Here is a 24,254-nt window from a genome sequence, read left to right on the forward strand (position 1 = left end):
CTCTGGTCTATTTCTTGTCCGCCAGGATCAGCGCGAATCGCTCGTCCGGATCGGTCCACACCCGATCGCTGCCGAACCCCGCGGCGTCGAGTTCCTTGCCGATGCCCTCGACCCGGAACTTCGCCGAGATCTCGGTGCGCATCTGCTCGCCCGCGCCGAACCGCACGTCCAGGCCGATGCCCGGCAGACACACGCTCATCGCCTCGGCGGCCTCCAGCCGCATCTCGATCCACTCGTTCGTTTCGTCCCAGAGCGCCAGGTGCCGGAACCGATCCACATCGAAGTCGGCGCCGAGTTGCTCGTTGAGCACCGACAGGACGTTCCGGTTGAACTGTGCGGTCACCCCCGCCGCGTCGTCGTAGGCCGGAACCAGCACCGCCGGGTCGGTGACCAGCCCGACGCCCAGCAGCAGCTGCTCCCCCTCGTCCAGCACCTCGGCGATCGACGCCAGGAACTCGGCCCTCTCGTCTGGCACCAGGTTGCCGAGGGTGCCGCCGAGAAACGCGATCATCCTCGTGCCGCCCCGCGGCAGGTTGTGCAGGGTGTCGGTGAAGTCGCTGACGATTCCGTGCACGGCCAGCGACGGGAACTCGTCGGCGAGCTGCCCGACTGCGGACGCCAGCGCCGCCTCCGACACATCCTGCGGCACATAGCGCTCCAGCGTTCCGTGCTCGGTCAGCGCGCCCAGGAGCAACCGGGTCTTCTCCGAGGAACCAGAGCCCAGCTCGACGAGGATCTGCGCGGAGGTGGCCTCCGCGATGTCCGCGGCGCTCGCCCGCAGCAGCTCCCGCTCGGTTCGGGTCGGGAAGTACTCGGGCAGCCTGGTGATCTCCTCGAACAGTTCGCTGCCCCTGGCGTCATAGAACCACTTGGGCGGCAGCCACTTCGGTGTCGACGTGAGCCCGATCAGGGCGTCCTCGCGCAGGGAGCCGAGCAGCTGCTCCGGCGCCAAGTGGATCTCCAGGGTCGGTTCGCTCATAGGTGATCTCCCAACTCGGTGATGTTCAGGTGTCCCGGTCGCGCCTCGACGAGGTGCCCATCCGGTACGGGCTGCCAGCCCGGGTCGTCGTCGATCGGCTCCGACGAGATCATCGCGCTGAGCTCGTCCACCTTCACCGACAGCGAGTGGTAGACGGTGGTCGCCCACAGCGTCGTCCCGTTGCCCAACAACAGGTTCAGCCGCGATTCGGGGGCGGCCTCGAGGACGTCGGCGATCACCGACGCCAGCGCGGCGGCCGGCTTGCCCGCATCCAGGCGGCGCCGCACCAGGGTCCACAGCAGGGCCGAGTCCGTCAGCGCCGGCATCCGCAGCAGCTCCACGGCAGGCAACCACTCGGCGAGCCCGGCCATCGAATCCGGCCAGCCCACGATCCGGCCGTTGTGGCTCAGTGCCCACCCGTCGCCGGTGAACGGGGCGCACGCTGCGCGCTCGAGCGCCATGCCGACCGTCGCCGAGCGGACCGCCGCGACCACGGCACCCGACCGGACCTGACCGAGCACCCCGTCGACCGCGGGGTCCGCCCACATCGGCACCGGATTCCGGTACGCCTGCACCCCGTCCGGCGATCCCGGATCACCCTGCCACCACGCCGCACCGAATCCGTCCGCGTTGATCGTGCCGCCCCTGCGCATGTCCCGCGGCGCCCAGGACTGGTCACGCAGACTGTGCGATCCGGCGGTGATCAGTTCACCCACCGCGCGCGGTGGGCCCAGATAACCCAGATGCCTGCACATCTACGCGCTCTCCTGCACGTCGCGCGCACAGCGGAATCCAGCAAAGATCTGCCGCCGCACGGGATGGTCCCAGTTGCGGAAGGTACCGCGGCAGGCCACCGGGTCGGTGCCGAACGAGCCGCCGCGAAGCACCTTGTAGTCGCCGCCGTGGAAGACCTCCGAGTACTCCCGGTAGGGGAACGCCGCGAAACCCGGATAGGGCAGGAAGTCCGACGAGGTCCATTCCCAGACGTCGCCGATCAGCTGGTCCACGCCGTGCGGGGACCGGCCGCGCGGGTACGCGCCGACACCGGCGGGCTCGAGGTGCCGCTGCCCGAGGTTCGCGTGCCCGGAGCCGGGTTCCTCATCGCCCCAGGGGTATCGGCGAGATCGCCGGGTCGCTGGGTCCCACCGGGCGGCCTTCTCCCACTCGCTCTCGGTGGGCAGCCGCTTGCCCGCCCACCGGGCGTACGCCTGCGCCTCGAAATAGCAGACGTGCACCACCGGCTGGTTCGGGTTCAGCGGCGCGAGCGTCCCGAACGACCTCCGCCACCAGTCCCCCGCCGCGTCGCGCTCCCAGAACTGCGGCGCCGTCAGGCCTGCCGACCGGCGGTGCGCCCAGCCGCGTTCGCTCCACAACTCGGCGCGCTCGTACCCACCGTCCGCGATGAACTCCCGGTACTGCCCGTTGGTGACCGGGGCGACGTCGAGCGCGAAGGTCGCGACGTTCACCGCGTGCGCGGGCCGCTCGTTGTCCAGCGCCCAGGGATCCGTTGAGGTGCCCATGGTGAACTCCCCGCCGGGGATCACCACCTCGTCCGGTGTCACCGCGCGCACGGGGTCCGGCGCCGGGACGGCGCGCAAGACCGCTGGGCCGCTGCGCAACTGGTGGGTGGCCAGCATCGTCTCGTCGTGCTGCTGCTCGTGCTGGGCGATCATCGCGAACGCGAAACCGTCCCGCTCGACCGGTCTGCCAGCCAGCGGCGAACGGTCGAGGATGTCCCACACCTTGTCCCGGACCTCGGCGACGTAGCCGCGCGCCTCCGCCGGGTTCAGCAACGGCAATGCGGGCCGGTCCGCGCGAGCATGCTTGAAGGCGTCGTAGATCTCGTCGATGTCGCGGCGAACCGGTTCGCGGCCGCCCACGTCGCGAACCAGCCACAGCTCCTCCTGGTTGCCGATGTGCGCGAGGTCCCACACCAGCGGGCTCATCAGCGGCGAGTGCTGCGCGATCAGTTCCGACTCGTCGACGCAGTCGGTGAGGGCCGCGCTGCGGGCGCGGGCGCGGGCCAGCACCGTCGCGAGTTGGGCGCGCAGCGCCTCGGGTGTCGGGGTTTCGGGTGCCGGCGGGCGGGTCGAGGGGCCGGCGGTCATCGGTGGTACTCCTCTGCTGGGGTCATTCCGCGGCAACATCGCTCGGCGGCGGACGCGAGCTCCTCCTCGAACCGGGGCGACCGCGCCGCGGCCAGGAACAGCAATTCGCTTGCGGCGCGGCGCAGTTCGCCGTCACGGAGCCCGAACTCGGCGCCGTCGCGCCACCGTCCCGCGGTCGACGCCGCGATCGCGGTGGCCTCCGCGACGGTGTCCCGGTCGCCGAGCAGCGCGGCCAGCGCCGCGATGGGCACCCGCCACAGGTCGCCCGGCTGTGCGTCCAGGTACCGCACCTCCAGGTGGCCCGCGGCCCGGATGGGAGGGAACAGCGTGGTCAGGTGGTAGTCGAGGTCGGCGAGGTCCGGGCGCCTGTCGATCTCGGCGTCGAGCGCCCCAGCGATCCAGTCCGCGAAAGTGGCACCCGGCGGCGCCGACCAGTCGCCGTCGGAATCCGCGCCCCGTCCACCGGTCACGCAGAGCAGCGGCACGTCGAGCGCCCAGCGGCCGTAGTCGGCGATCGGATCGGCGGTGTGCAGCGGCCGGGTCCGGTCCGGATCGAGCTCGAGCCAGGTCCGCATCCGCTGCGAGGCCCACCCGCCGTCCGGCGTCCCGCGCAGCCGGGGCGAGCAGGCGAAGGCCGCGAGCAACGCGGGCCCGGCGTCGTGCAGCAACCGCCAGCGGGCGGCCACCTCGGGCGGGTCCGCCCCCGCGTCGACGCTCACCTGGGTGGCCGCGGTGTTGCACATCATCAGCCTGCCGAACGGACCGATCCCGTCGAACCGCTCCTCCATGGCCCGGTACCGGGGCAGTCGCAGCAACCGCTCGGCCTGGCGGGACCGGTCGGCGGCATGGGAACGGACGGTGATTCCCGCCGCCCTCAGCAGGCGACGAAGGACGGCCTCATCGGCGGCGAGCGCGACACACAGGTCCTCGGCCGAGGACAGGGGCGCACTGGAGAGTTCTATCTGGCCGCCGGGTTCGATGGTGACGGCGCTTCCGCTCGGCAGACTCAGAGCGGGTGAAGAGGGGGCAATCGATGTCGGTGCGTGCGGCCCCAGCGCAGCGGCGATGTCGCCGAGGTCCGGCCTGCTCCGCGCGGGGTCATCACGAGCGGTCAGCCATTCCAGTTCGGCACCGATGAGCCGGGGTGGGCCGAGCTTGAAACAGACACCACCGACGTACGCCTCCGCGGCGGCTCGGGTGGTGAGCCGGCGCGAATCCACTGCCATCGCCATCAGCTGCTCCGATCGTCGGCGGCGCGTGTTCGGCAAGTACGAATTCGACAATAGAGACCGTCACCGACACTAAACCGCGATCGCCGATCGCGCACCCGTCGCGCCGACTGCGGCGACGGTACTGTCCGACAGACAACGCCAGCTCAGTCAGTCCGGAGGGCCGTGAAGATGCTCGATCAGCAACGCCTACGCCGCGATACGCCCGGCTGCCTCGACAAGGTCTTCCTCGACAGTGCCGGCTCGTCGCTGTCCCCCGAGCCGGTGCTCGAGGCGGTCATCGCCCACCTGCGACGGGAAGCCGAGATCGGCGGCTACCTCGCCGCCGGGGAGCGCGCCGCCGACCTGGCCGACGTGAAGACCGCGCTCGGCGAGCTGCTCGGCGCCCAGGCAGGAGACTTCGCGCTGGTGGAGAGCGCGACCAGGGCGTGGACCGACTTCTTCTACGCGGTGCCGCTCGCCCCGGGCGATCGAGTCCTGATCACCGAGGTCGAGTACGCCAGCAACGCCATCGCGGCCCTGCAGCGCGCCCGTGCGACCGGCGCGGTCGTCGAGGTGGTCCCGTCCACGCCGACCGGGGAGATCGACCTCGACGCCCTCTCCCGGATGCTCGACGAGCGGGTGCGCCTGGTGTCGCTGGTGCACGCGCCGACCAACGGCGGGCTGATCAATCCCGTCCGTGAGGTGGTGGACCTGGCGCACGGCGTCGGCGCGCTGGTTCTTCTCGACGCCTGTCAGTCGGTCGGCCAGATCCCGGTGGACGTCGCCACGCTCGGCGTCGATGCGCTCTCGGCGACGGGCCGCAAGTGGCTGCGGGCCCCACGGGGCACCGGATTCCTCTACGTGCGCCCCGAGCTGGCAGGCACCCTCGAACCCGCCGCGCTTGACCTGCACGGCGCGCAGTGGACGGCGACCGACGGCTACCGGATGGCCGGCGACGCGTCGCGGTTCGAGTTCTGGGAGTGCAGCGTCGCGGGCCGGCTCGGCCTGGGCGCGGCGGTCCGCTATCTGCTCGAACTGGGGATCGACGAGGTGAGCGCCGCGGTGTCGGAGCGTGCCGAGGCCGCGCGTGCCGGGCTGGCCACGGTCCCCGGCGCGACGGTGCGCGATCTCGGCCACACCCGCAGCGGCATCGTCTCCTTCACCGTCGACGGGGTGGCCCCGGCGGCCGTGCGGGAAGCGTTGGCCGCCAAGGACATCACGGTGACCGTCAGCGGCCGCGGCTCGACGCTGGTGGACATGAGCAACCGGGACCTGGAGGCGGTGGTGCGGGCGTCGCCGCACTGCTTCAACTCGTTCGAGGACCTCGAGCGGCTCGTCGAGGCGGTCGCGGCGCTCTAGCCGGTCTGGTCCTGCCTGCGCAGCTCGGCGTGCAGGTGGTGGGTGAGCGGCGTCGCGTCGTGCGCCATCCACAGGTCGTAGGTGAGCAGATCTCCCGCGACCACCCAGCGTCGGCGGATCTCGTGCACGGGCTTCGCGTTCGGGGACCGACTGAGCGTCAGCGCCGTCATCTCGAGCACGCCGTCGCGGACCTCACCCTGATGGATCTCGACGAATCCCGTTGGCTGGCTGACCAGCAGCTCGACGCTGTCCCCGCCGGTGAGCCGCAGGTAACCGTTCTCGGTGTGCATCGGCGGCCCGCCGCCCGGCTTGCGGGTCCGGGACAGGTAGGTCAGGAAGGGCTTCCCGATCGGCGTCAGGTTGACCTGCTCGTCGTATGCGAAATCCTCGATCGTCGGGTAGTGCCCCTCGCCGGAGCCCGCCCAGTGGCCGGCGAACGGGGCGAGCACGCCCAGCGGCGCCAGCGCGGCGGTTACGTCAGTCATCGATGCTCCCTGGAGTTGTGGTGTCCTTCGATCTCCGTCCAAACCTAACGGCCACCCCCGACCCCCGCTCGATTGCGCACCGGACGCGTGTCGAGGCCGATTCGCGGGGGGTCAGGCATCTCCGGTATGCTGGCCTGCGTTGTCTCGGCGAGGGTGAACCACTTCGTTGGCTCACCGTGATCGACGCGGCTACGGCTACCTTTCGAGCAGTTTGCGCTCCGGGCCGTGCGCGTTCATCCGCCCCCGTCGAGATCACCGCAATGCCACCGAATCAAATCTGATGTGAGCCATAGGAGCTGTTTCCCCATGTCGACCGATGCCAATCGCCTCGAAGCCGCCGTCCGCACCGAGTTCGGCAAGGGTGCCGCACGCCGCGCCCGCCGCGACGGCCAGGTCCCCGCGGTCCTCTACGGCCACCAGGAAGAGCCGCGCCACCTCGCGCTGAACGCCCGCGAGTTCGCCAAGGTCCTGCGCGCGCACGGCACCAACGCCGTCCTCACCCTCGACATCGAGGGCACGGAGCAGATCGCGCTCACCAAGTCGGTCGTCGTCCACCCGATCCGCAACTACATCGAGCACGCCGACCTGCTGGTCATCAAGAAGGGCGAGAAGGTCACCGTCGAGGTGCCCGTCGTCGTCATCGGTGAGGCCGCAGCCGGCAGCCTGGTCGCCCAGGACGCCGCCACCGTCTCCGTCGAGGCCGACGCCATGAACCTGCCCGAGTCCATCGAGGTCTCGGTCGAGGGCCTCGAGGTCGGCAGCCAGATCCTGGCATCCGCCCTGACCCTGCCCGCGGGCGCCACCCTCCAGGGTGACCCCGAGGTGTTGGTCGTCAACATCGTCGCCGCCCCGTCCGCCGAGGCCATGGAGGCCGAGGGTGCGGGCGTCGAGGGTGCCGAGGCCCCCGCCGAGGAGACCGCCGCCGAGGCCGAGTCCGCCGAGGGCTGAGTCGCTCCACCGCACACATCAGTGCAGCGCTAACGTCAACGGCGCGCCATCCCGCGAGGGACGGCGCGCCGTTGCCGTTCGCGGCCCCACCCCTACGACCGAGAGCCGACCGCGTTGACCCAGCCATCCGAATCAACTGCCCTCGTCGTCGGGCTGGGAAATCCAGGACCGCAGTACGAACGCACCAGGCACAACGTCGGGTTCATGGTGGTCGACGCCCTGGCCGCCCGCGAGCGGGCCCGGTTCACCGCACACAAGAAAAGCGGCTCGGACGCGGTCACGCTGCGCATCGCGGGCCGTCAGGTGATCGTGGCGAAGCCGCGCTCGTACATGAACCTGTCCGGCAAGCCGGTGGCCGCGCTCGCCCGGTTCTTCTCGGTCGAACCCGCGAATCTCGTGGTCGTGCACGACGAGCTGGACCTGGACTTCGGCACGCTCCGGCTCAAGCTCGGTGGCGGCGAGGGCGGGCACAACGGCCTCCGCTCGATCTCCGGCGCGATCGGCACCAAGGACTACCTGCGCGCCCGCGTCGGCATCGGTCGGCCGCCCGGCCGGATGGATCCCGCGGACTACGTGCTCAAGCCGTTCTCATCGGTCGAGCGCAAAGAACTGGACCTGGTCTGCGAGGAGGCAGCGGACGCCGTCGAGTTGCTGCTCCGCGTCGGGCTCGAGGCCGCGCAGAACCAACTGCACTGATCGAACCGGGCTGGCTACTATCTGGGCTATGCGGCGGACGTCGCGATCGTGTGGAGATCGAGAATGACGCAGGGGGCGTAGTGGTTCGGTGGGGTGGCGCAGCAGGTGCCGGGCTCGTGCTGGTGACCGGGATACTGGTGGGCGGCTGCGCGAATTCGGATACCCCAGGGGTGGCCACCGCCGCCGAGGCGGTCCAGGTCGATCCCGCCGAGTATTCGATCGGCGACGGGAAACATGTGTTCCACCTCGTCTCCGGGGTCGCGGGCTGCTGGTTCAACCCCAACCAGGCTGACAACCAGGCGCCGCACATGCTGTGTGACCTCCCCCTGCCGAAGTCGGATCCGCCGATCGTCGACCCCCAGACCGGCGTGCGGGCGCCCGCCGACGCGATCGTCATCGAGCCCGACGGGGTCAGCAAGGTCGTCAACGTCGCCGGGGCCTTCATCACGGGCCAATTGCTGCCGCCCGGCTCGACGCTCACGGTCGGAGAGCTGTCGTGTACCGCCCTCGACGGCAAGTCCATGTCCTGCCGAGGGCCGGCCGGATCGTTCACTTTCGACGGCTCGACCGCCGAGGCCAGCATCCGCGAATAGCCGGCCCGCCGACGCTCCGCCGGATCACGCCCCGCTCACCAGCGACGCCGACCGACCGCGCCGCAGCTTGCCGGAGGACGTCTTCGGGATGCTGCCAGGACCGAGCACGGCCACCGTCCTCGGTCGGACGCCGACCTCCGAGACCACCGCGTGCACCACCTCGTGCTCGATCCGCTTGACCTCCTCGGGGTCCTCGTGGTCGTTGGTCTCCACCGCGACCGCGAACGACTCCCGCTTCTGCCCGGCATCGAGCCGCACCGCGACGGCATTGCCGGGCCGCACCCCCCTGACGGTGCACGCGGCCCGCTCGATGTCGGTCGGGTAGACGTTGCGCCCGCCCATGATGATCACGTCCTTGACGCGCCCGCACACCACCATCAGGCCCTCTTCGGTGAAATACCCGACGTCGCCGGTGTTGAACCACCCGTCCGAGTCCTGCGCGGGCCTGTGCCCGTCCACAGTGAGGTAGCCGGGGGTGACGGACCCACCCCGCAGCTCGATGATGCCGACCGCTCGGCGTGGGAGCACCCGTCCGTCCTCACCGACGATGCGCCCCTCCAGGCCGGACACCAACGGGCCGAGGGTCGGGAGCCGGCGGGCATTGGCACGGTCGGTCGGCACCGCCAGGCCGCCCGCCTCGAACAGGTCCGGATCCACCAGGTCCAGCACCAATCCCTGCCCCGGCTGGGGCAGGGAGACCGCGAGGGTCACCTCCGCCATCCCGTACGTCGGCGCCAGCGCCGACGGGTCAAGCCCGAATCGTGCCCCCGCCTCCGCGAGCGCGAGCATCGTTTCGGCGTCCACCGGCTCCGCACCGTTGAGCAGGCAGCGCACCGTCGACAGGTCCACGATGCCGTCCTCGGCCTGCGCGAGCCGCCTGGCGAGCAGGGAGTACGCGAAGTTCGGCGCGGCGGTGACCGTGCCCCGGTACTTGCCCATCAGCTCCGCCCACAACAGCGGCGAGGTGAGGAAGTCCATCGGCGTGATGCTGACGATCTCGGCACCGATCTGCATCGGCAGGGTGAGGAAACCGACCATGCCCATGTCGTGGAACAGCGGCAGCCAGCTCACCATCACGTCGTCGTCGACCGAGAACTTGATCCGGGACAGCATCGCCCAGGAGTTCGTGTAGAAGTTCCCGTGCGTGATCTGCACGGCCTTGGGTGACCCCGTCGACCCTGACGTGAGCTGCTGCAGGGCGATGTCGGACTCGGCGGTCCGCACCGGATCGATGTCCGGTCCCGCGCGCAGGTCCCCGATCGTGACGACCCTGATGCCGCGCTCCTCGAGCAGCGGCGCCGCCGCGTCGAAGGGTGCGCCGAGGACGACAGCCTTGGCCGAGATCATGCCGATGACCGTCTCGGTGTCCTCCGCCCAGACGGTCAGGTCGGTGCGCGGAGTCGGCTGGTGCAGCATGGTCACGGAGGCACCGCGCATCCAGATGGCCTGCACGGACGGGGCAATGTCCACCGGCTGACCGGCGAGGATCCCGATCGCGTCGCCGTGTCCGATGCCCGCGGCCGCGAGCGCGCCTGCCATCGCGCGGGCGACCGCATGGATCTCGCTCCAGACCTGGCGGTGCGGACTGTCCGGTTCCCCGGTCACGAGCCCATGGACACTGTCCGCAGCGTTGGCATACATCTCTTCGGTGAACCGGCTCATGACGCCCTCCTCCGCACGATGGAGGGACGAGGCGGTCGGGCGCGGAGGACGCCGCACCGAGGGCCCCAGAGCCCTCACTGGTACTTCCGGAAACGCAATTCGGCCGTTACTCCCGGGGGCCACGGCCTGGTTCGGGGTGCACTCGAGCATAGGCGTCACCCGCACGGGTAGCCTGGCATATTGGCGTTTCGCCATCTTGTCCGTCTCATATCAGTTAGGAATCCCGGTGACCACCGAGCCCGCGCCGGCGTCTGCCTCCACCTCCCCCGACGCCCCCGCGGAGGTCGCCTCGGCCGGGACCCCCGCGACGCCGAAGGGCCTGGCCGCCGAGGCCACCCGGCGACGGACCTTCGCGGTCATCTCGCACCCGGACGCCGGTAAGTCCACACTGACCGAGGCCCTCGCGCTGCACGCGAAGATGATCTCGGAGGCGGGCGCCGTGCACGGCAAGGCCGGTCGCCGGTCCACCGTCTCGGACTGGATGGAGATGGAGAAGGCCCGCGGCATCTCGGTCAGCTCGACCGCGCTGCAGTTCAACTACAAGTCCGGCGAGTCCGAGCCGAACGATCCGATCAGCGTCATCAACCTCGTCGACACCCCAGGTCACTCCGACTTCTCGGAGGACACCTATCGGGTGCTCACCGCGGTCGACGCCGCGGTCATGCTCATCGACGCCGCCAAGGGCCTCGAGCCGCAGACCCTCAAGCTGTTCCAGGTGTGTCGCCACCGCGGCATCCCGGTCATCACCGTGATCAACAAGTGGGACCGCCCGGGCCAGACCCCGCTGGAGCTGCTCGACGAGATCCACGAGCGGATCGGCCTGACCCCGACTCCCCTGTACTGGCCGGTGGGCATCGCGGGCGACTTCCGCGGCCTGCTGCGGCGCGGCGAGGACGGCGCCCCGCAGGAGTACATCCGGTTCACCCGCACCGCGGGCGGCGCCACGATCGCACCCGAGGAGATCCTCGACGCGGACGCGGCCGCGGCCCGTGACGGCTCCGACTGGGAGACCGCGGTCGAGGAGAGCGAGCTGCTCTCCGCCAGCGGGCAGGACCACGACCAGGAGATGTTCCTGGCCGGACAGACCTCCCCTGTCATCTTCGCCTCCGCGATGCTGAACTTCGGCGTCCGGCAGATCCTCGACACCCTGGTGGCGCTCGCGCCAGCCCCCGGCCCGCGCGACGACATCAAGGGCGCCTCGCGCGAGGTCACCGATCCGTTCAGCGCGGTGGTGTTCAAGGTGCAGGCGGGCATGGACACGAGCCACCGAGATCGCTTGGCGTTCATGCGGATCGTCTCCGGTGTCTTCGAGCGCGGGATGGTCGTCACGCATGCCCAGACCGGCAAGCCCTTCACCACCAAGTACGCGCAGACCGTGTTCGGCCGCGAGCGCTCCACCGTCGAATCGGCGTACCCGGGCGACGTGGTCGGCCTGGTGAACGCGACCGCCCTTGCCCCCGGCCACACCCTGTTCACGGACAAGAAGGTGGAGTTCCCGCCGATCCCCTCGTTCGCGCCCGAGCACTTCTCGGTGCTGCGCGCGGAGAGCGCGAGCAAGTACAAGCAGTTCCGCCGCGCCGTGGAGCAGCTCGACTCCGAGGGCGTGGTCCAGGTGCTGCGCAACGACATTCGCGGCGACGCGGCTCCGGTGATGGCGGCCGTCGGCCCGATGCAGTTCGAGGTGGTGGCCGCGCGGATGAAGGCGGAGTTCTCGGTGGAGGCCCGGATGGAGGGCCTGCCGTACGCGCTGGCTCGCCGCACGGACGCCGAGTCGGCCACCGAGCTGGGCCGCCAGCGCGGGGTCGAGGTCTTCACCAGGTCCGACGGTGTGATGCTCGCCCTGATCAGCGACAAGTGGCGGCTGCAGTACCTGCAGAAGGAGCTTCCGGAGCTGACCCTCGAGCCGCTCGTCGCGACCGCCGACTAGCTCCGTGAACCCGCTGCTCGCCCTGTTCGATGCGGAACTGCACATCGGCGGGGCCACGATCCTGTGGCGCGATCGTCGGCAACACCTTCGGCATCGCGTCCGCGATCGGCGGGATGAAGCGCGTGGTGTGGGCGTGGCCGGTCGGCATCGCCGGAAATGCGTTGCTGTTCACCGTGTTCATGGGCGCGCTGTTCCACACCCCACAGGAGCTGAACCTGTACGGCCAGGCAGGCCGCCAGCTGATGTTCATCAGCGTGAGCGTGTACGGCTGGACGCAGTGGGTGCGTTCGCGGCACGAGTCCGGCCAGGCGGTGCTGCCCCGGTGGGCGCCGCCGCGGGACCGGCTCCTGCTGGTGCTCGCGATGGGCGCGGGCACCGTGGCGTTCGCGCAGATCTTCGCCCGGCTCGGGTCCTACGGCCCGTGGGCGGAGGCGTGGATCTTCATGGGCTCGATGCTCGCCACCTACGGGATGGCCCGCGGCTGGACCGAGTTCTGGTTGATCTGGATCGCCGTCGACGTCGTCGGCGTCCCGCTGCTGCTCGAGGCCGGCTACTACCCGTCGGCGATCCTGTACCTGGTGTACGCGGGCTTCGTGGTCTGGGGCTTCGCGGTGTGGCTGCGGATCCAGCGCCGGACGATGCCGGTGCGGGTCTAACGAACCCCTAATGATTCGCTAACGGGCGCCGAGTTTTTCGTCCCTACCTTGGGTCGTGTCGAGGCCACCTCCGGCTCCGACAAGACCGAAGGAGACCCCAATGCGTAAGTCCCTCAACACCGTCGTCGTCCGCAAGCGCGCCGGGATCGCGGCCGCCGGACTGGCGGTCGCCGCCGCGATCACGGTGCCCGGCGTGGCGTGGGCGAACGACGCCATCCCGCAGGGCCCGGCGGTCGCCGTCGGCGAGTCGGCCCCCGCGGTGCTCGGCGCGCCGCTGGACGAGGCGACCTGCGCGGCGGCGGCCATCGAACTCAGCCCGGAGACGCTGCAGAAGATGATCGAGGCCGGCACCGCGGTGCCGGCCACCCCGACCGTCCCGGCCACGGAGGCCGTCGAGGCCGCACCGGCCGAGATCCAGGTGCCGATCCCGGCCGAAGCCGAGGGGATGGCGGCCCCCACCGTCATTCGCATCCCCGGTCCGGCAGATCTGCCCGCGGAGTTGGCGCAGGTGCTGACCATCCAGATGGACGAGAACGCCCCGGCAGGCGCCGTGACCGTGGCTCGGGCCTGCTAGGACACCCTCGCGGCCCTGGCACCATGGATGCGGTGACCGATACCGCCCGCATCCTCGTCGTCGACGACGACCCCAAGGTCCTGGCCTCGCTGGAACGGGGGCTCCGTCTGTCCGGTTTTCACACCGAGACCGCGACGGACGGCGCCTCCGCCCTGCGGGCCGTGTCCGACGAATGCCCCGCCGCGATCGTCCTCGATGTGAACATGCCGGGCCTCGACGGCGTTGGCGTGGTCACCGCGCTGCGGGCGATGGGCAACGAGGTGCCGATCTGCGTGCTCAGTGCGCGCAGCTCCGTCGGTGACCGAATCGCGGGTCTGGAGGCCGGCGCGGACGACTACCTGACCAAGCCGTTCGAGCTCGGCGAACTGGTGGCCCGGCTGCGGGCGCTGCTGCGGCGGGCGCCCCTGGCCGCGACGCCCGCCGGGACCGTCACGGTCGGGGCCCTGGAGGTGGACCTGCCGGGGCGGCGCGCCCACGTCGCGGGCCGCAGACTCGACCTGACCAAGCGCGAATTCGACCTGCTCGGCGCGCTGGCGGAGAACGCGGGCGTCGTGCTCAGCCGCCCCCAGCTGCTGCGCCTGGTGTGGGGCTACGACTTCGACGCCGACACCAACGTGGTCGACGTCTTCGTCACCTATCTACGCAAGAAACTGGAGGCGAACTCGATGCCACGAGTCCTGCACACGGTCCGCGGCGTCGGCTTCGTCCTGCGGGCGCAACCGTGAGGCGGTCGCTGTCGCTGCGAACGCGGGTCGCCATCGTGTCGGCGCTGTCCGCGGCCGTCGTCATCGTCGCCATCGGCGCGGCCATCGCGGTGTTCCTGCGGGTGAACGGCTCCGAGCAGATCGACCGGACGCTCGACTCGGTGACATTGGCGATGCCGGCCGACACAACCGCCGCCGACACAGTCGACATGGCACCGGCTCTCCCGTTACCCGCCGTCGTATCCGGTGGGTCCGCGGAGGCCGCCGTGGCCGAGGACGCGACCAGAACGGAGTTGATGGCCGGTACCGCGGTCCGGGTTCGCGACGTCGCGGTCCCCGGAGAACCGGGCGCCTTCCTGGCGTTGACCGTCCCGGAGGACCCGTTGACCCAGGCCATCCGGCAGCAGCAGGTGGCGGTCGCGATCGCGGCCGTGGTGGCGATCGCGGCGGCGGGCGGGCTGGGCTGGCTGCTGGCCGGGCGGGCCGTCCGCCCGCTGCGGCTGCTGGCCGATGCCACCCACGACATCGGCGACGATCCCGGGGCTGCTCGCCCGAGCGTGCGCGGGGCCAGGGAGGCCGAGGACCTGTCGGAGGCGATCGGGCACATGCTCGACCGGATCGCCGCGGCCCAGAAGCGGACCGAGGAAGCTCTCGGTTCGGCACGCGACTTCGCCGCGGTGTCCGCGCACGAGCTGCGCACCCCGCTGACCTCGATGCGGACCGACCTCGAGGTGCTCTCGACGATGCGGCTCACCGGCGAGCAGCGCGAGGAGATCCTGCGTGACCTGCTCGGCACGCAGCGTCAGGTCGAGACGACCCTGACCGACCTCGAGCGGCTCGCGGTCGGCGAGCTCTCCGACGTCGCGGACCACGAGCAGCTGGACCTGGCCGAGCTGGTCGACCGCTGTGTGCAGGCAGCCGAGCGCATCCATCCCGACCTGGATATCTCCGTCTCCGCCCCCGAACCCGTTGTCGTGCGCGGCATTCCGACCGGGCTACGACTGGTGCTCGACAACGCCATCACCAACTCGGTCCGGCACGGCGGGGCCGGGCGGGTGCTCGTCACCGTCCGTGCCGACGCCGACGGCGCCGCCGTCATCACCGTCGACGACGACGGGAGTGGCGTGCCGGAGGCCGAGCGGGCGTCGGTGTTCGCGCGCTTCGTCCGCGGCACCGGCTCCGACTCCGCCGGGTCCGGGCTTGGCCTCGCGCTGGTCGCTCAGCAGGCCGAACTGCACGGCGGCACCGTGGAATTGGTGGACAGCCCGCTCGGCGGCGTCCGGCTTGTCCTGCGGCTCCCCCAGCGCCCCGCCGAGTGTGCACCTACCGCCGCCGCCACTCGGGCGATGCCCCGGTAGCTGCACACTCGACCGGCAGCGGTCAGATCCCGGCGCGCCGCACGAGGGCGTCGGTGACCGTCGGGGCGAAGTTGTCGAGGAACCGCAGCAGCTCCGCGTAGGTCGGGAGCAGTTCGACCGGCCGGGTCCGGATCGCGGTGACCAGCCAGGACGCCGCGTCCTCGGGGGTCAGCGCCGGCATCGCGTCGTAGTCCTTGGTCGGCGCGATCATCGGGGTGCGGATCAGCGGGAAGTGCACGGTCGTCACGGACACCCCGCGTCCGTCGAGCTCGGCGCCGAGGTCGCGCCCGAACGCGCTGACCGCGGACTTCGACGCGTGGTAGGCCGCGAACTTGGGCATGACGCCGCCCGGCACGCCCCAGGTGGCCACGTTGACCACGTGCCCCTGCCGTCGCTCGAGCATCTCCGGCAACAGCGCGAGGGTGAGCCGTACCGGGCCGAAGTAGTTCAGGGCCATCGTGCGTTCGAAGTCGTGGAACCGGTCGAGCGAATCCTCGACCGGGCGGCGGATCGACCGGCCCGCGTTGTTGACGAGCACGTCGACGGGACCGAGTTCGTCGCGGACGAGGATCCGCAGCCGGTCCACATCATCCGGATCGGTGAGGTCGCATGGCACGGCGTGCGCGGTCCCGCCCCCGCCCACGATCTCGTCGCGCACGGCCTCGAGCGCCTCCGCGCCCCGCGCGACGAGGATCAGCTCGGCGCCCTCGGCGGCGAGTCGCCGCGCGGCCGCCTCCCCGACCCCGGACGAGGCCCCGGTCAGCAGGATCCGCTTGCCCTCGATCCGGTGCTCGCGGATCGGCAGGAACTTCGCGGCGATCGCCCGGGCGGACGGGATCGGGCTCAGCGCCGCGCGGGCGAGGATCTCGGTGATCACGATTGCTGGCTCCTCCGGTAGGGATGGCGGATTCGATGCTATCCGCGCGCCCCCGAACCCGGCCGAGTGTGCAGCTACCGGGGCATCGCCCGGGAAGGGGCGACAGTAGCTGCACACTCGGCGGGGCGGACGGGGCTAGGCGAACAGGGCGGCGATCGCGTCCCGGTCCACCTCGGCGAGGCTCGACGGCGACCAGGACGGGTTGCGGTCCTTGTCGACCAGCACCGCGCGCACGCCCTCGGCGAAGTCGGGCCCGGTGGTCACCGCGGCGGTCAGCGCCAGCTCACGATCGAGGCACCGCGACAGCTCGTCGTCCGCGCCGCGCCGGATCAGCTCCGCGGTGACGAAGGCGGCGGTCGGCGACACCGCGGTCAGCGCGGTCCGCGCCTGCGTCGTCCACTCGTCGTCCCCGGTCAGCCGGGCCAGCATGTCCGCGGGGGTGCCCTGCGCGAACACCTCGTCGATCTCCGCTTGCCGCGCGGCCAGCGGCGCCTCGGGGGCCTGCTCGCCGAACTTCTCGAGCGCCTCGGCGGCCGAGCCACCGCGGATCGCGTCGGCCAACTCCGCCAACCGCTCGCTCGGCACGAAATGCGTCGCCAGTCCGAACGCGACCGCGTCGCCCGCCGAGGCCCTGGCGCCGGTGAGCCCGAGGTACATGCCTGCCGCGCCGGTCAGCCGCGGCAGGAAGTGGCTCGCGCCCACGTCCGGGAAGAACCCGATCGCGGTCTCCGGCATGGCCAGCACCGCCCGCTCGGTCACCACCAGGACCGAGCCGTGCACCGAGATGCCGAGCCCGCCGCCCATCGCGGCGCCGTCGATCAGCGAGATGTAGGGCTTCGGGTACTCGCCGATCAGCAGGTTGAGCCGGTACTCGTCGGCGAAGAACCCGTGCACGAACTCGCGGTCGCCGCGCAGCACCGCCTCGCGCACGGCCTTGATGTCGCCGCCCGCGCAGAACGCCCGCTCGGAACCGCTGGTCACCAGGACCGTCTCGACCGCGGGGTCGTCGCGCCAGCGCAGCAGCGGCTCGTACAGATCGCGGATCATGCTCGGATCGAGGGCGTTGAGCGCCTTCGGTCGGTCCAGCACGATCTCGCCGACGCCGCCTGCGACGTTGGTCCGGATGAAGCTCATGCACACTCCCGTTCAGATGTTCTGGTCACGGCCACAGGACGTCGGTAATCCACCCAGTGGTCGACCAACTCGCGGACGGCTCGGGCCGCCCGTACCGCAACCGTTGGTGTCTGCGCCCCGGGTCGGCGAGCCAGAACTCGACGCTGTCCGGGACCAGGCACCAAGCCTGCCAGGCCGGCGCGACGAGGCCCGGGTCGGCCTCGATCCGGGAGACCGCCTCGGCGACCGCGCGGTCGTACTCGACCGGATCGGCCAGGACCTCGCTCTGTCGGCTGGCGGCGGCCACCGCGCGGGCGGTCACCGACCGTTCGAGATAGTCCCGCGCGCTCACCCGCGCCTCCCCCGGCTCGGCGTGGCCGCGGACCCGGACCTGCCTGCCCACCCCGGCCCAGTAGAAGGTCAGCGCCGCCGAGGGGTTCGCCGCCAGCTGACGCCCCTTCGGGGAGTCCACCGAGCCCGAGAACCACCAGCCCCGCTCGTCGACGTCTTTGAGGGTGAGCACCCGGGCGTCGACCCGGCCGCCGTCCTCCGTCGTGGACAGCACGGCCGCCTGGGGTTCCGGCACGCCTGCCGCGACCGCATCCTCCAGCCAGCGCAGGAACAGCGGCGACGGGGTGTGAGTCGGGTCCAGGACGTCGGCGGGCGCCGCCGCGGCCGTCATGGCGGGCAGGGCGCGCAGCCACGCGCGGGTGTCGGCGAACGAGGACCGGGGCGCGATGTCGGGCACGATCGAACCCTAGGCCCCGGCCACGGGTTCGCGCACCGCGAGGACGCGCGCAGACCGAGAGCGCCTCGGGCCGAGCACGATTCGACTCTGCCCGATCTCCGTCAGGCGGAGGCCTGGGTGGCGGCCGGGGTCACCGAGAGCGCCCAGCGGCTCGAGGTGACCTGGAAGCTCGGGATGTCGGCGAGGGAGATGACCACCTCGTAGGTGCGCTCGTAGCCCGTGTGCGAGATGCGCCATCGTCCGTCGGCGCCCTTGGCATACCGATCGTGATAGTAGGCCGCACCGCGCAGCATCATCCCGTCCTCCGGAATGATCACCGTGTCCGAGAGCACCCAGACCCCGGACGCGCTGTCACCGTCCACGTCGATCTCGGGCTGCCCGGTCAGGTGCTCGGTCAGCACGTGCGGGGCCAGCGTGATCTCCATGAAGGAGACGAGCGCATCACGATCCTCGAACCGGAGATGCTCGCCGTAGGTCGCCGTCGCGTCGGGCAACAGGGTGTCGCGGAACGTGGCCCAGTCCTTGGTGTCCAGCGCGCGGGTGTACCGGTATTTGAGTCTGCAGATCTCGGCGACGGCCTCCAGATCCATGATGCACGCCTTCCATGACGGGACTCATGCACAGATACTGACCTGCTCGCAGACTAGTCTTCTTCGCCTGCGAAGGAGACCGGAATGGGTGAGCGCCGGTTCACTCCAGCTCGGCGGCGAGCTCCATCCAGCGCTCCTCGGCGCCGTCCTTGTCCATCACGACCTGCCGGAGCTCCGCGTCCAGCGACTGCAGCTTCGCCGGATCGGTCGCGGCCTCCGCCAACGCCGCGTGCAGCTTCGTCTCGCGCTCGTCGAGCTTGACGATCTGGCGCTCGAGCTTGCTCAGCTCCTTGCGGGCCGCCCGGTCCGCGGCGCCGTCCCTCAGCGGTGCGGGCGCGGACGAACCCGACAGCGCCTGACTGGTGGTACCGGCGGCCTCGACCGCGGCCCGACGCCTGCGCAGGTAGTCGACGATGCCGCCGGGCAGGTTGGTGAGCTTGCCGTCACCGAACAGCGCCCAGGTGGAGTCACAGATCCGCTCGATCAGGTAGCGATCGTGACTGATCACCACCATCGTGCCCGCCCAGCCGTCGAGGATGTCCTCGAGCTGCTGGAGGGTGTCGATGTCCAGGTCGTTGGTCGGCTCGTCGAGCAGCAGCACGTTCGGCTCCGACATCAGGACCCGGGTCAGCTGGAGCCGTCGCCGCTCGCCACCGGACAGATCGCCCACTCGGGTGCGCTGACGGGCCGGCGTGAAGCCCAGTCGCTCGGCCAGCTGACCGGCGGATATTTCCTTGTCGCCCAACACGATCCGCTCGGCGACATCCTTGACCGCCTCGAGCACGCGCAGATCGGTCGGCAGGTCGTCGAGTTCCTGGCGGAGCCAACCGATCTTGACGGTCTGACCCTGCTTCCGTCGGCCCGTCGCGGGCTCGAGTTCGCCCGCGAGGGTGCGCAGCAGCGTGGTCTTGCCGGAGCCGTTGACGCCGACCAGGCCGATGCGCTCGCCGGGTGCCAAGCGCCAGGTCAGATCGTTCACGAGTTCCCGGCCGTCCGGCGCGGCGATCGTGGCGTCCTCGAGTTCGATGACCACCTTGCCGAGTCGGCTGTTCGCGAACGACGCCAGCGCGACCTTGTCCCTGGGCGGGGGCACGTCGGCGATCAGCGCCTCGGCCGCCTCGATCCGGTACTTGGGCTTGGAGGTGCGGGCGGGCGCACCGCGCCGCAGCCAGGCGAGTTCCTTGCGGGCCAGGTTCCTGCGGCGCTCCTCGGAGGCGTCGGCCTGCCGGGAGCGCTCGGCGCGGGCGAAGATCCAGTCGTTGTAGCCGCCCTCGTAGGCCTCGACCTTTCCGCCGACGACCTCCCACGTGCGGTTGGCGACGGTGTCGAGGAACCACCGGTCGTGCGTGACGACCACCAGCGCGCTGCGCCGGTCGACGAGGTGCTCGGCCAGCCACTGCACGCCCTCGACGTCGAGGTGGTTGGTCGGCTCGTCGAGCACCAGCAGGTCCAGGTCCTGCACCAGCGCGGCGGCCAGAGCCACCCGGCGCCGTTCGCCACCGGACAGCCCCTCGACCATGCGATCGAGGCCGACGGCGTCGATCCCGATTCCGGTCAGGATCGACCGGATCCGGGCGTTGCCCGCCCATTCGTGTTCGTCGACCCCGAGCGGGGCGAGGACCACGTCGGCGACGCTCGAGCCCGCGGGCAGCACGCCGCGCTGGGTGACCACCGCCATCCGCAGTCCGCCGACCCGGCTCACCCGGCCGGAGTCCGGCGGTTCGATGCCGGCGAGCACCTCGAGCATGGTGGTCTTGCCGCCGCCGTTGAGGCCGACGACACCGATCCGCTCGCCCTCCTGGACGCCGAGCGACACCGAGTCGAGCAGCGGTTTGATCCCGAATGACTTCGAGACCTGCTCCAGATTGATCAGATTCGCCATCAGTGCTCCGTCTTGTCGTCGATCACGCGGGCACCGGGCACCGGGCCGTGGGCTGTTCGCACGGTCCGGCAGACGCCCGCGCCCGCCAGTTCCGCGCTGACCGCCACGGCCGCGTCGGCGTCCGCGCAGAGAAAGGCACAGGTGGGCCCCGAGCCCGAGACGATGCCGGCCAGGGCACCCGCGGCGGTGCCCGCCCGCAGGGTGCGGCGCAGCTCCGGCTTGAGGGACAGCGCCGCGGGCTGCAGGTCGTTGCCGAGCAGGGGGGCGAGCTGATGGGGATCCCCGACGGCCAGCGCGTGCATCAGCTCGTCGGGGTCACCGAGCCGGGGCGGGTCGCCCTCGGCGCGCAACCGGTCCAGCTCGCGGAACACGTCCGGGGTCCGCAGCCCACCCTTGGCGAGCGCGAGGACCCAGTGAAAGGTGTTGCGGGACAGCACCGGCAGCAATTTCTCCCCGCGACCGGTACCGATCGCGGTGCCGCCGCGCAGCGAGAACGGCACGTCGCTGCCGAGCCGGGCCGCGTATTCGTCCAGATCGGCGCGCTCGAGGCCGAGCTCCCAGAGCTCGTCGAGGGCGACCAGGGTCGCCGCGGCGTCGGCGCTGCCGCCTGCCATGCCACCCGCGACCGGGATGCCCTTGGCGATCGCGATCGCGACCGCGGGGTCCCTGCCCGCCCGCTCGGCGAGCAGCTCGGCCGCCTGCCAGACCAGGTTGCGGTGGTCCGTCGGCACCACCCGCGCGCTCTCGCCCTGCACCACGACCGAGAGCTCGTCCGCGTCGCGGACCTCGACGTCGTCGTGCAGCGAGAGCGCCTGGAAGACCGAGGTGAGCTCGTGATAGCCGTCTTCGCGCAGGTCACCGACGCCGAGGTGCAGATTGACCTTCGACGGTGCCCGGACGATCACCGGGCGAGGAACAGCGGACAGCACAAGGCACCAGCGTAGTGGAACAAATGCGGTCCGATGACCGCGCCGAGGGGACGACCATGGAGGTGGACGCCACCAACCCACCAAGGAGCCGTCATGACCGACCCCCGCGACCCCGACCAGCAGCGGACCGTGGTGCCGCGGCCCGCCGCCCTGCCCTACCTGTCCGTGCCCGACGCCCGCCGCGCGATCGAGTGGTACGCCGAGGCCTTCGGCGCCCGGGTCGACGGCGAGCCGGTGATGATGCCCGACGGCCGGATCGGTCACTGTGAGCTGGCGATCGGCGACGGCACGCTGTACCTGGCCGACGAGTTCCCCGAGATCGGTTTCACCGCGCCCGCCCCCGGCCGTTCCGGAGTGAGCCTGATGCTGCCGGTCGCCGACACCGACGCCACCCTGGAGCGGGCGCGCGCGACGGGCGCGGCCGTCGAACGCGAACCGGCGAACGAGAACAGCCATCGCGGCGCCACCCTGCTGGACCCGTTCGGCCACCGTTGGATGCTCGCGGGGCCGATCGGCTGATCGAGTCCGCTGTCAGATCATCACGGCGGCCAGGCCGACGCAGATGCTGGTGAATGCGGCGATCAGAACCCCCGCGAGGGCGGACCCGGTGACCAGGAGCGCTGGCGCGGCGGAGGGGACGGATGCGGCCAGCGCGATGGCCACGGCAGAGCGGACCCGGTGTGGCGCGGGCTCATCTCGAAACAGGGACTGGTCATGTGCGGTGAGCTGCATTGAATCGTCCTCTCCCTCTCCGGTGTCACAATCCGACGGCCCGCTCGAGCGCGGCGAGCTCGTCGTCGAGATATCCGAGTAGTGGCTGCAGCGGCGGCACGCTGCGGCGGCAGCCGGTCAGTCCGAACGCGATCTCGTCGTCGGTGCTGGTGCAGGTGATGTTGAGGGCCTGCCCGTCGACCGGGATCGACAGCGGGTAGAGCGCGCTCAGCCGGGCACCGTTCCAGTAGAGCGGCGTCCCGGGACCCGGCACGTTGGAGACCATCACATTCGCGGGGCGGACCGGCCCACCGAGGCCGAACATGCCCAGCGCCAGCGGGGCGACGCCGAGCGCGCTGGTGGCCAGGACCTGCGCCGTGCTCATGGTGCGCATCGAGTCCTTCCCCTCGCGCATGGCGGTGCGCACCGTGTCGAGGCGGGCCGCCGGATCGTCGAGGTGCGTGGCGAGATTGCACATCAGCAGCCCGATCTCGTTGCCCGCCTTGACCTCATGCGGTTCACGTCGCAGCGAGACCGGCACCATCGCGATCAGCGGGTCGGCCGGGAGCGCGTCGAGTTCGTCCATGTAGGCGCGCAGCGCGCCCGCGCACATCGCCAGCACCACGTCGTTGATCGTGGCGTCACCGCATTTCGCGACCAACCGCAGCCGCTCGATCGGCCAGGACTGTGCCGCGAACCGCCGGGCACCCCCGATCGGCACGTTGAAGATGCTGCTGGGCGCGGCGAAGGAGAGTGACCCGCCGCGGTCGTGCCTGGCCCGGTCGACCGTGCCCGCGAGCGCGGGCAGGAGGCCGACCGCCTCGCCGACTGCGCCACGCGCGACGCGCAGCACCGCGGACGCCAGGTCGAGAGGACCACCACGGGCGGGCTCGACGGAACCGTCGTCGGAGACGTCCGGGACGAGCGCGAGCGCGGGACGCTCCCGCACGAGCGGCTCCCACGGGGCGGGCATCTCGCGCGCCTCCGGATCCTCGCTGAGCGCGCTGCGCAGTAGTTTCATCGCGGACACGCCGTCGGCCAGTGCGTGGTGGATCTTCGTGTAGACCGCGAACCGGCCGTCCTCGAGGCCCTCGATCAGGTGCATCTCCCAGAGCGGGCGGCTGCGGTCGAGCAGGCCGCCGTGCAGGCGGGAGACCAGTTCGAGCAATTCCGTGATCCCGCCGGGCGCCGGGAGCGCCTCGTGGCTGACGTGGTGGCCGAGGTCGATGTCGGTGTCGGTCTCCCAGCCCCACTGTCCGAGCGAGGTCACAGATCGCCGCGCCCGCTTGCGCAGCAGCGGCGAGACCTCACCCCTGGCAAAGGCTGCGTCGAGCATCGCCCGCACGTCCCGCGCCCCTGCACCCTCCGGCGGCGTGAAGAGCGCCAGACCCCCGACGTGCATCGGATGGTCTCGGGACTCCCCCAGCAGGAACATCGAGTCGGTCGGTGACATCGGCAGCAGCATTGCGCGCCTTTCCTGAAATCCCGTGCCCGGAACCGTGAGCGGCTCCGGTCCCCCGGGGACCTGTCTTTCCGCGCTCCGGCCGTGTCGCATTCCCGCAGAGATTCTGTGAGAAAGATCACGAGCCAGTTGCGCTTGAGACCTGTTCTACATCATTCGGAAAACCGAATCCACTTGAGCAAATGTCCAGGTCCGGGGCCTGCCAGAGCCCCGGCAAGATCAACTTGATTTGGCACGCGGAGGCACAATCCATTCACCTGCAGATATCAAGATCAAGTGTTCTCGCCAGGAAATTGATACTCCGCGTAACAGCATCTTTCTCAATATGAAAACTTCGCCTGCCGGTAACCCTACTCGTGAGTAAATCAATTCCTACTCACGAGTACGCGTTATACCTACTCGCCAGTATCAAACTTATTACCGGTTGGTAGTACCGATTCACTCTCCGAACCCCGTCGGGATGCGATCGAATTAGACTGCACTGCAACGACATTAGTCGATCCTTTGCCCCCGGCCGACGCGACATGACAATGTCGACGAAATACTGCATGCTTGCGTACCGGCAGGGTCGACTTGGGACGCCAGGCCGGGCGAGGATTACGCGTGACCGGATCAATTCGCTCGCGCCTCGACTTCGTTTCCATACGAGGTTTCGGGTCCCAACCGCACTCGGTCGGGCATG

The 24,254-nt window shown here is 70.7% G+C and carries 23 protein-coding genes and 1 pseudogene; 10 read left to right on the forward strand and 14 right to left on the reverse strand.

What is annotated here, in order from left to right; genetic code table 11:
* Positions 1-7: 7 nt before the first annotated feature.
* The 4 genes from egtD to egtA are packed head-to-tail and all read right to left on the reverse strand — an operon-like array spanning position 8 to position 4,319.
* Positions 8-979: an L-histidine N(alpha)-methyltransferase gene (egtD, locus tag JOE46_RS11905; protein ID WP_209927309.1), complete on the reverse strand. Its 972-nt coding sequence runs from the start codon at positions 977-979 to the stop codon at positions 8-10.
* The gene (egtC, locus tag JOE46_RS11910; RefSeq protein ID WP_209927311.1) at positions 976-1,734 is read right to left on the reverse strand and encodes an ergothioneine biosynthesis protein EgtC; all 759 of its coding nucleotides are present in this window, start codon (positions 1,732-1,734) and stop codon (positions 976-978) included. The genes egtD and egtC overlap by 4 nt, the downstream gene beginning before the upstream one ends.
* Positions 1,735-3,087 carry an ergothioneine biosynthesis protein EgtB gene (egtB, locus tag JOE46_RS11915; protein WP_209927312.1) on the reverse strand — a complete coding sequence of 451 codons (1,353 nt, stop codon included), beginning with the start codon at positions 3,085-3,087 and terminating at the stop codon, positions 1,735-1,737.
* The gene (gene egtA / locus JOE46_RS11920; RefSeq protein ID WP_097212299.1) at positions 3,084-4,319 is read right to left on the reverse strand and encodes an ergothioneine biosynthesis glutamate--cysteine ligase EgtA; all 1,236 of its coding nucleotides are present in this window, start codon (positions 4,317-4,319) and stop codon (positions 3,084-3,086) included. Before egtA ends, egtB begins: the two co-directional genes overlap by 4 nt.
* Positions 4,320-4,487: 168 nt before the next feature.
* Between egtA and JOE46_RS11925 the strand changes: the two genes are divergently transcribed.
* Positions 4,488-5,657, forward strand: a complete 1,170-nt coding sequence (locus JOE46_RS11925) for an aminotransferase class V-fold PLP-dependent enzyme (protein ID WP_209929084.1) — start codon at positions 4,488-4,490, stop codon at positions 5,655-5,657.
* Here the strand turns inward: JOE46_RS11925 and JOE46_RS11930 are convergent.
* On the reverse strand, positions 5,654-6,142 hold the full coding sequence (locus JOE46_RS11930) for an FABP family protein (RefSeq protein WP_097212298.1): 489 nt from the start codon (positions 6,140-6,142) through the stop codon (positions 5,654-5,656). The two genes, JOE46_RS11925 and JOE46_RS11930, sit on opposite strands and share 4 nt — an antisense overlap.
* A 306-nt stretch (positions 6,143-6,448) precedes the next feature.
* On the opposite strand from JOE46_RS11930, the gene JOE46_RS11935 reads away from it, so the two are divergent.
* The 3 genes from JOE46_RS11935 to JOE46_RS11945 all read left to right on the forward strand — a co-directional run bounded on the left by JOE46_RS11935 (position 6,449) and on the right by JOE46_RS11945 (position 8,379).
* A complete protein-coding gene (locus tag JOE46_RS11935) occupies positions 6,449-7,090 on the forward strand; it encodes a 50S ribosomal protein L25/general stress protein Ctc (protein WP_097212297.1) in 642 nt (213 codons plus the stop codon).
* A 114-nt stretch (positions 7,091-7,204) separates the two neighbouring features.
* Complete coding sequence (pth, locus tag JOE46_RS11940; RefSeq protein ID WP_097212296.1) at positions 7,205-7,786, forward strand: aminoacyl-tRNA hydrolase; 582 nt, start codon at positions 7,205-7,207, stop codon at positions 7,784-7,786.
* An 80-nt stretch (positions 7,787-7,866) separates the two neighbouring features.
* On the forward strand, positions 7,867-8,379 hold the full coding sequence (locus JOE46_RS11945) for a hypothetical protein (protein WP_209927314.1): 513 nt from the start codon (positions 7,867-7,869) through the stop codon (positions 8,377-8,379).
* A gap of 24 nt (positions 8,380-8,403) precedes the next feature.
* Here JOE46_RS11945 and JOE46_RS11950 read toward each other — a convergent pair whose 3' ends face one another.
* Positions 8,404-10,041 (reverse strand): fatty acyl-AMP ligase, encoded by a 1,638-nt coding sequence (locus tag JOE46_RS11950; protein WP_097212294.1) that lies wholly within the window; start codon positions 10,039-10,041, stop codon positions 8,404-8,406.
* A gap of 226 nt (positions 10,042-10,267) precedes the next feature.
* On the opposite strand from JOE46_RS11950, the gene JOE46_RS11955 reads away from it, so the two are divergent.
* The 5 genes and pseudogenes from JOE46_RS11955 to JOE46_RS11975 all read left to right on the forward strand — a co-directional run bounded on the left by JOE46_RS11955 (position 10,268) and on the right by JOE46_RS11975 (position 15,260).
* Positions 10,268-11,968, forward strand: coding sequence for a peptide chain release factor 3 (locus tag JOE46_RS11955; RefSeq protein WP_097212293.1), 1,701 nt, complete (start codon positions 10,268-10,270; stop codon positions 11,966-11,968).
* A 4-nt stretch (positions 11,969-11,972) separates the two neighbouring features.
* Positions 11,973-12,624: pseudogene (gene pnuC, locus JOE46_RS11960) on the forward strand (nicotinamide riboside transporter PnuC).
* Between the two features lie 100 nt (positions 12,625-12,724).
* Positions 12,725-13,198, forward strand: coding sequence for a hypothetical protein (locus JOE46_RS11965; protein ID WP_097212291.1), 474 nt, complete (start codon positions 12,725-12,727; stop codon positions 13,196-13,198).
* A gap of 23 nt (positions 13,199-13,221) precedes the next feature.
* Positions 13,222-13,923, forward strand: a complete 702-nt coding sequence (locus JOE46_RS11970; RefSeq protein ID WP_097212290.1) for a response regulator transcription factor — start codon at positions 13,222-13,224, stop codon at positions 13,921-13,923.
* Positions 13,920-15,260 carry a HAMP domain-containing sensor histidine kinase gene (locus tag JOE46_RS11975; RefSeq protein WP_209927316.1) on the forward strand — a complete coding sequence of 447 codons (1,341 nt, stop codon included), beginning with the start codon at positions 13,920-13,922 and terminating at the stop codon, positions 15,258-15,260. Before JOE46_RS11970 ends, JOE46_RS11975 begins: the two co-directional genes overlap by 4 nt.
* 22 nt (positions 15,261-15,282) lie before the next feature.
* On the opposite strand, the gene JOE46_RS11980 is transcribed toward JOE46_RS11975, so the two are convergent.
* The 6 genes from JOE46_RS11980 to JOE46_RS12005 form a co-directional block, all read right to left on the reverse strand.
* Positions 15,283-16,140: an SDR family oxidoreductase gene (locus tag JOE46_RS11980; protein ID WP_374102919.1), complete on the reverse strand. Its 858-nt coding sequence runs from the start codon at positions 16,138-16,140 to the stop codon at positions 15,283-15,285.
* Between the two features lie 132 nt (positions 16,141-16,272).
* A complete protein-coding gene (locus tag JOE46_RS11985; RefSeq protein ID WP_097212287.1) occupies positions 16,273-17,277 on the reverse strand; it encodes an enoyl-CoA hydratase/isomerase family protein in 1,005 nt (334 codons plus the stop codon).
* A gap of 19 nt (positions 17,278-17,296) precedes the next feature.
* The gene (locus JOE46_RS11990; RefSeq protein WP_257017511.1) at positions 17,297-17,998 is read right to left on the reverse strand and encodes a pyridoxal 5'-phosphate synthase; all 702 of its coding nucleotides are present in this window, start codon (positions 17,996-17,998) and stop codon (positions 17,297-17,299) included.
* A gap of 101 nt (positions 17,999-18,099) precedes the next feature.
* The gene (locus JOE46_RS11995) at positions 18,100-18,588 is read right to left on the reverse strand and encodes a nuclear transport factor 2 family protein (RefSeq protein WP_097212286.1); all 489 of its coding nucleotides are present in this window, start codon (positions 18,586-18,588) and stop codon (positions 18,100-18,102) included.
* A 100-nt stretch (positions 18,589-18,688) separates the two neighbouring features.
* Entirely contained in the window at positions 18,689-20,470 is a 1,782-nt protein-coding gene (locus JOE46_RS12000) for an ABC-F family ATP-binding cassette domain-containing protein (RefSeq protein WP_097212285.1), read from the reverse strand.
* Positions 20,470-21,399 (reverse strand): 4-(cytidine 5'-diphospho)-2-C-methyl-D-erythritol kinase, encoded by a 930-nt coding sequence (locus JOE46_RS12005; RefSeq protein WP_097212284.1) that lies wholly within the window; start codon positions 21,397-21,399, stop codon positions 20,470-20,472. The genes JOE46_RS12000 and JOE46_RS12005 overlap by 1 nt, the downstream gene beginning before the upstream one ends.
* A gap of 93 nt (positions 21,400-21,492) precedes the next feature.
* On the opposite strand from JOE46_RS12005, the gene JOE46_RS12010 reads away from it, so the two are divergent.
* On the forward strand, positions 21,493-21,918 hold the full coding sequence (locus JOE46_RS12010; RefSeq protein ID WP_373560261.1) for a glyoxalase/bleomycin resistance/extradiol dioxygenase family protein: 426 nt from the start codon (positions 21,493-21,495) through the stop codon (positions 21,916-21,918).
* Between the two features lie 12 nt (positions 21,919-21,930).
* Here the strand turns inward: JOE46_RS12010 and JOE46_RS12015 are convergent, their stop codons facing one another.
* Together JOE46_RS12015 and JOE46_RS12020 are read right to left on the reverse strand one after the other, a co-directional pair.
* Positions 21,931-22,131: a hypothetical protein gene (locus tag JOE46_RS12015; protein WP_143548467.1), complete on the reverse strand. Its 201-nt coding sequence runs from the start codon at positions 22,129-22,131 to the stop codon at positions 21,931-21,933.
* Positions 22,132-22,156: 25 nt separating this feature from the next.
* Entirely contained in the window at positions 22,157-23,575 is a 1,419-nt protein-coding gene (locus JOE46_RS12020; protein WP_097212282.1) for a wax ester/triacylglycerol synthase family O-acyltransferase, read from the reverse strand.
* Positions 23,576-24,254 lie beyond the last annotated feature (679 nt).

Origin of the sequence: Rhodococcus sp. PvR099, from assembly GCF_017833315.1 — a bacterium.
Taxonomy (GTDB): domain Bacteria; phylum Actinomycetota; class Actinomycetes; order Mycobacteriales; family Mycobacteriaceae; genus Rhodococcus_G; species Rhodococcus_G oryzae.

Excerpts from the sequence above, each read along its gene's own strand:
- egtD (WP_209927309.1), bottom strand. The coding sequence starts at position 979 with ATGAGCGAACCGACCCTGGAGATCCACTTGGCGCCGGAGCAGCTGCTC.
- egtC (WP_209927311.1), bottom strand. The coding sequence starts at position 1,734 with ATGTGCAGGCATCTGGGTTATCTGGGCCCACCGCGCGCGGTGGGTGAA.
- egtB (WP_209927312.1), bottom strand. The coding sequence starts at position 3,087 with ATGACCGCCGGCCCCTCGACCCGCCCGCCGGCACCCGAAACCCCGACA.
- egtA (WP_097212299.1), bottom strand. The coding sequence starts at position 4,319 with ATGGCGATGGCAGTGGATTCGCGCCGGCTCACCACCCGAGCCGCCGCG.
- JOE46_RS11925 (WP_209929084.1), top strand. The coding sequence starts at position 4,488 with ATGCTCGATCAGCAACGCCTACGCCGCGATACGCCCGGCTGCCTCGAC.
- JOE46_RS11930 (WP_097212298.1), bottom strand. The coding sequence starts at position 6,142 with ATGACTGACGTAACCGCCGCGCTGGCGCCGCTGGGCGTGCTCGCCCCG.
- JOE46_RS11935 (WP_097212297.1), top strand. The coding sequence starts at position 6,449 with ATGTCGACCGATGCCAATCGCCTCGAAGCCGCCGTCCGCACCGAGTTC.
- JOE46_RS11950 (WP_097212294.1), bottom strand. The coding sequence starts at position 10,041 with ATGAGCCGGTTCACCGAAGAGATGTATGCCAACGCTGCGGACAGTGTC.
- JOE46_RS11965 (WP_097212291.1), top strand. The coding sequence starts at position 12,725 with ATGCGTAAGTCCCTCAACACCGTCGTCGTCCGCAAGCGCGCCGGGATC.
- JOE46_RS11970 (WP_097212290.1), top strand. The coding sequence starts at position 13,222 with ATGGATGCGGTGACCGATACCGCCCGCATCCTCGTCGTCGACGACGAC.
- JOE46_RS11995 (WP_097212286.1), bottom strand. The coding sequence starts at position 18,588 with ATGGATCTGGAGGCCGTCGCCGAGATCTGCAGACTCAAATACCGGTAC.
- JOE46_RS12000 (WP_097212285.1), bottom strand. The coding sequence starts at position 20,470 with ATGGCGAATCTGATCAATCTGGAGCAGGTCTCGAAGTCATTCGGGATC.
- JOE46_RS12010 (WP_373560261.1), top strand. The coding sequence starts at position 21,493 with ATGACCGACCCCCGCGACCCCGACCAGCAGCGGACCGTGGTGCCGCGG.
- JOE46_RS12015 (WP_143548467.1), bottom strand. The coding sequence starts at position 22,131 with ATGCAGCTCACCGCACATGACCAGTCCCTGTTTCGAGATGAGCCCGCG.
- JOE46_RS12020 (WP_097212282.1), bottom strand. The coding sequence starts at position 23,575 with ATGCTGCTGCCGATGTCACCGACCGACTCGATGTTCCTGCTGGGGGAG.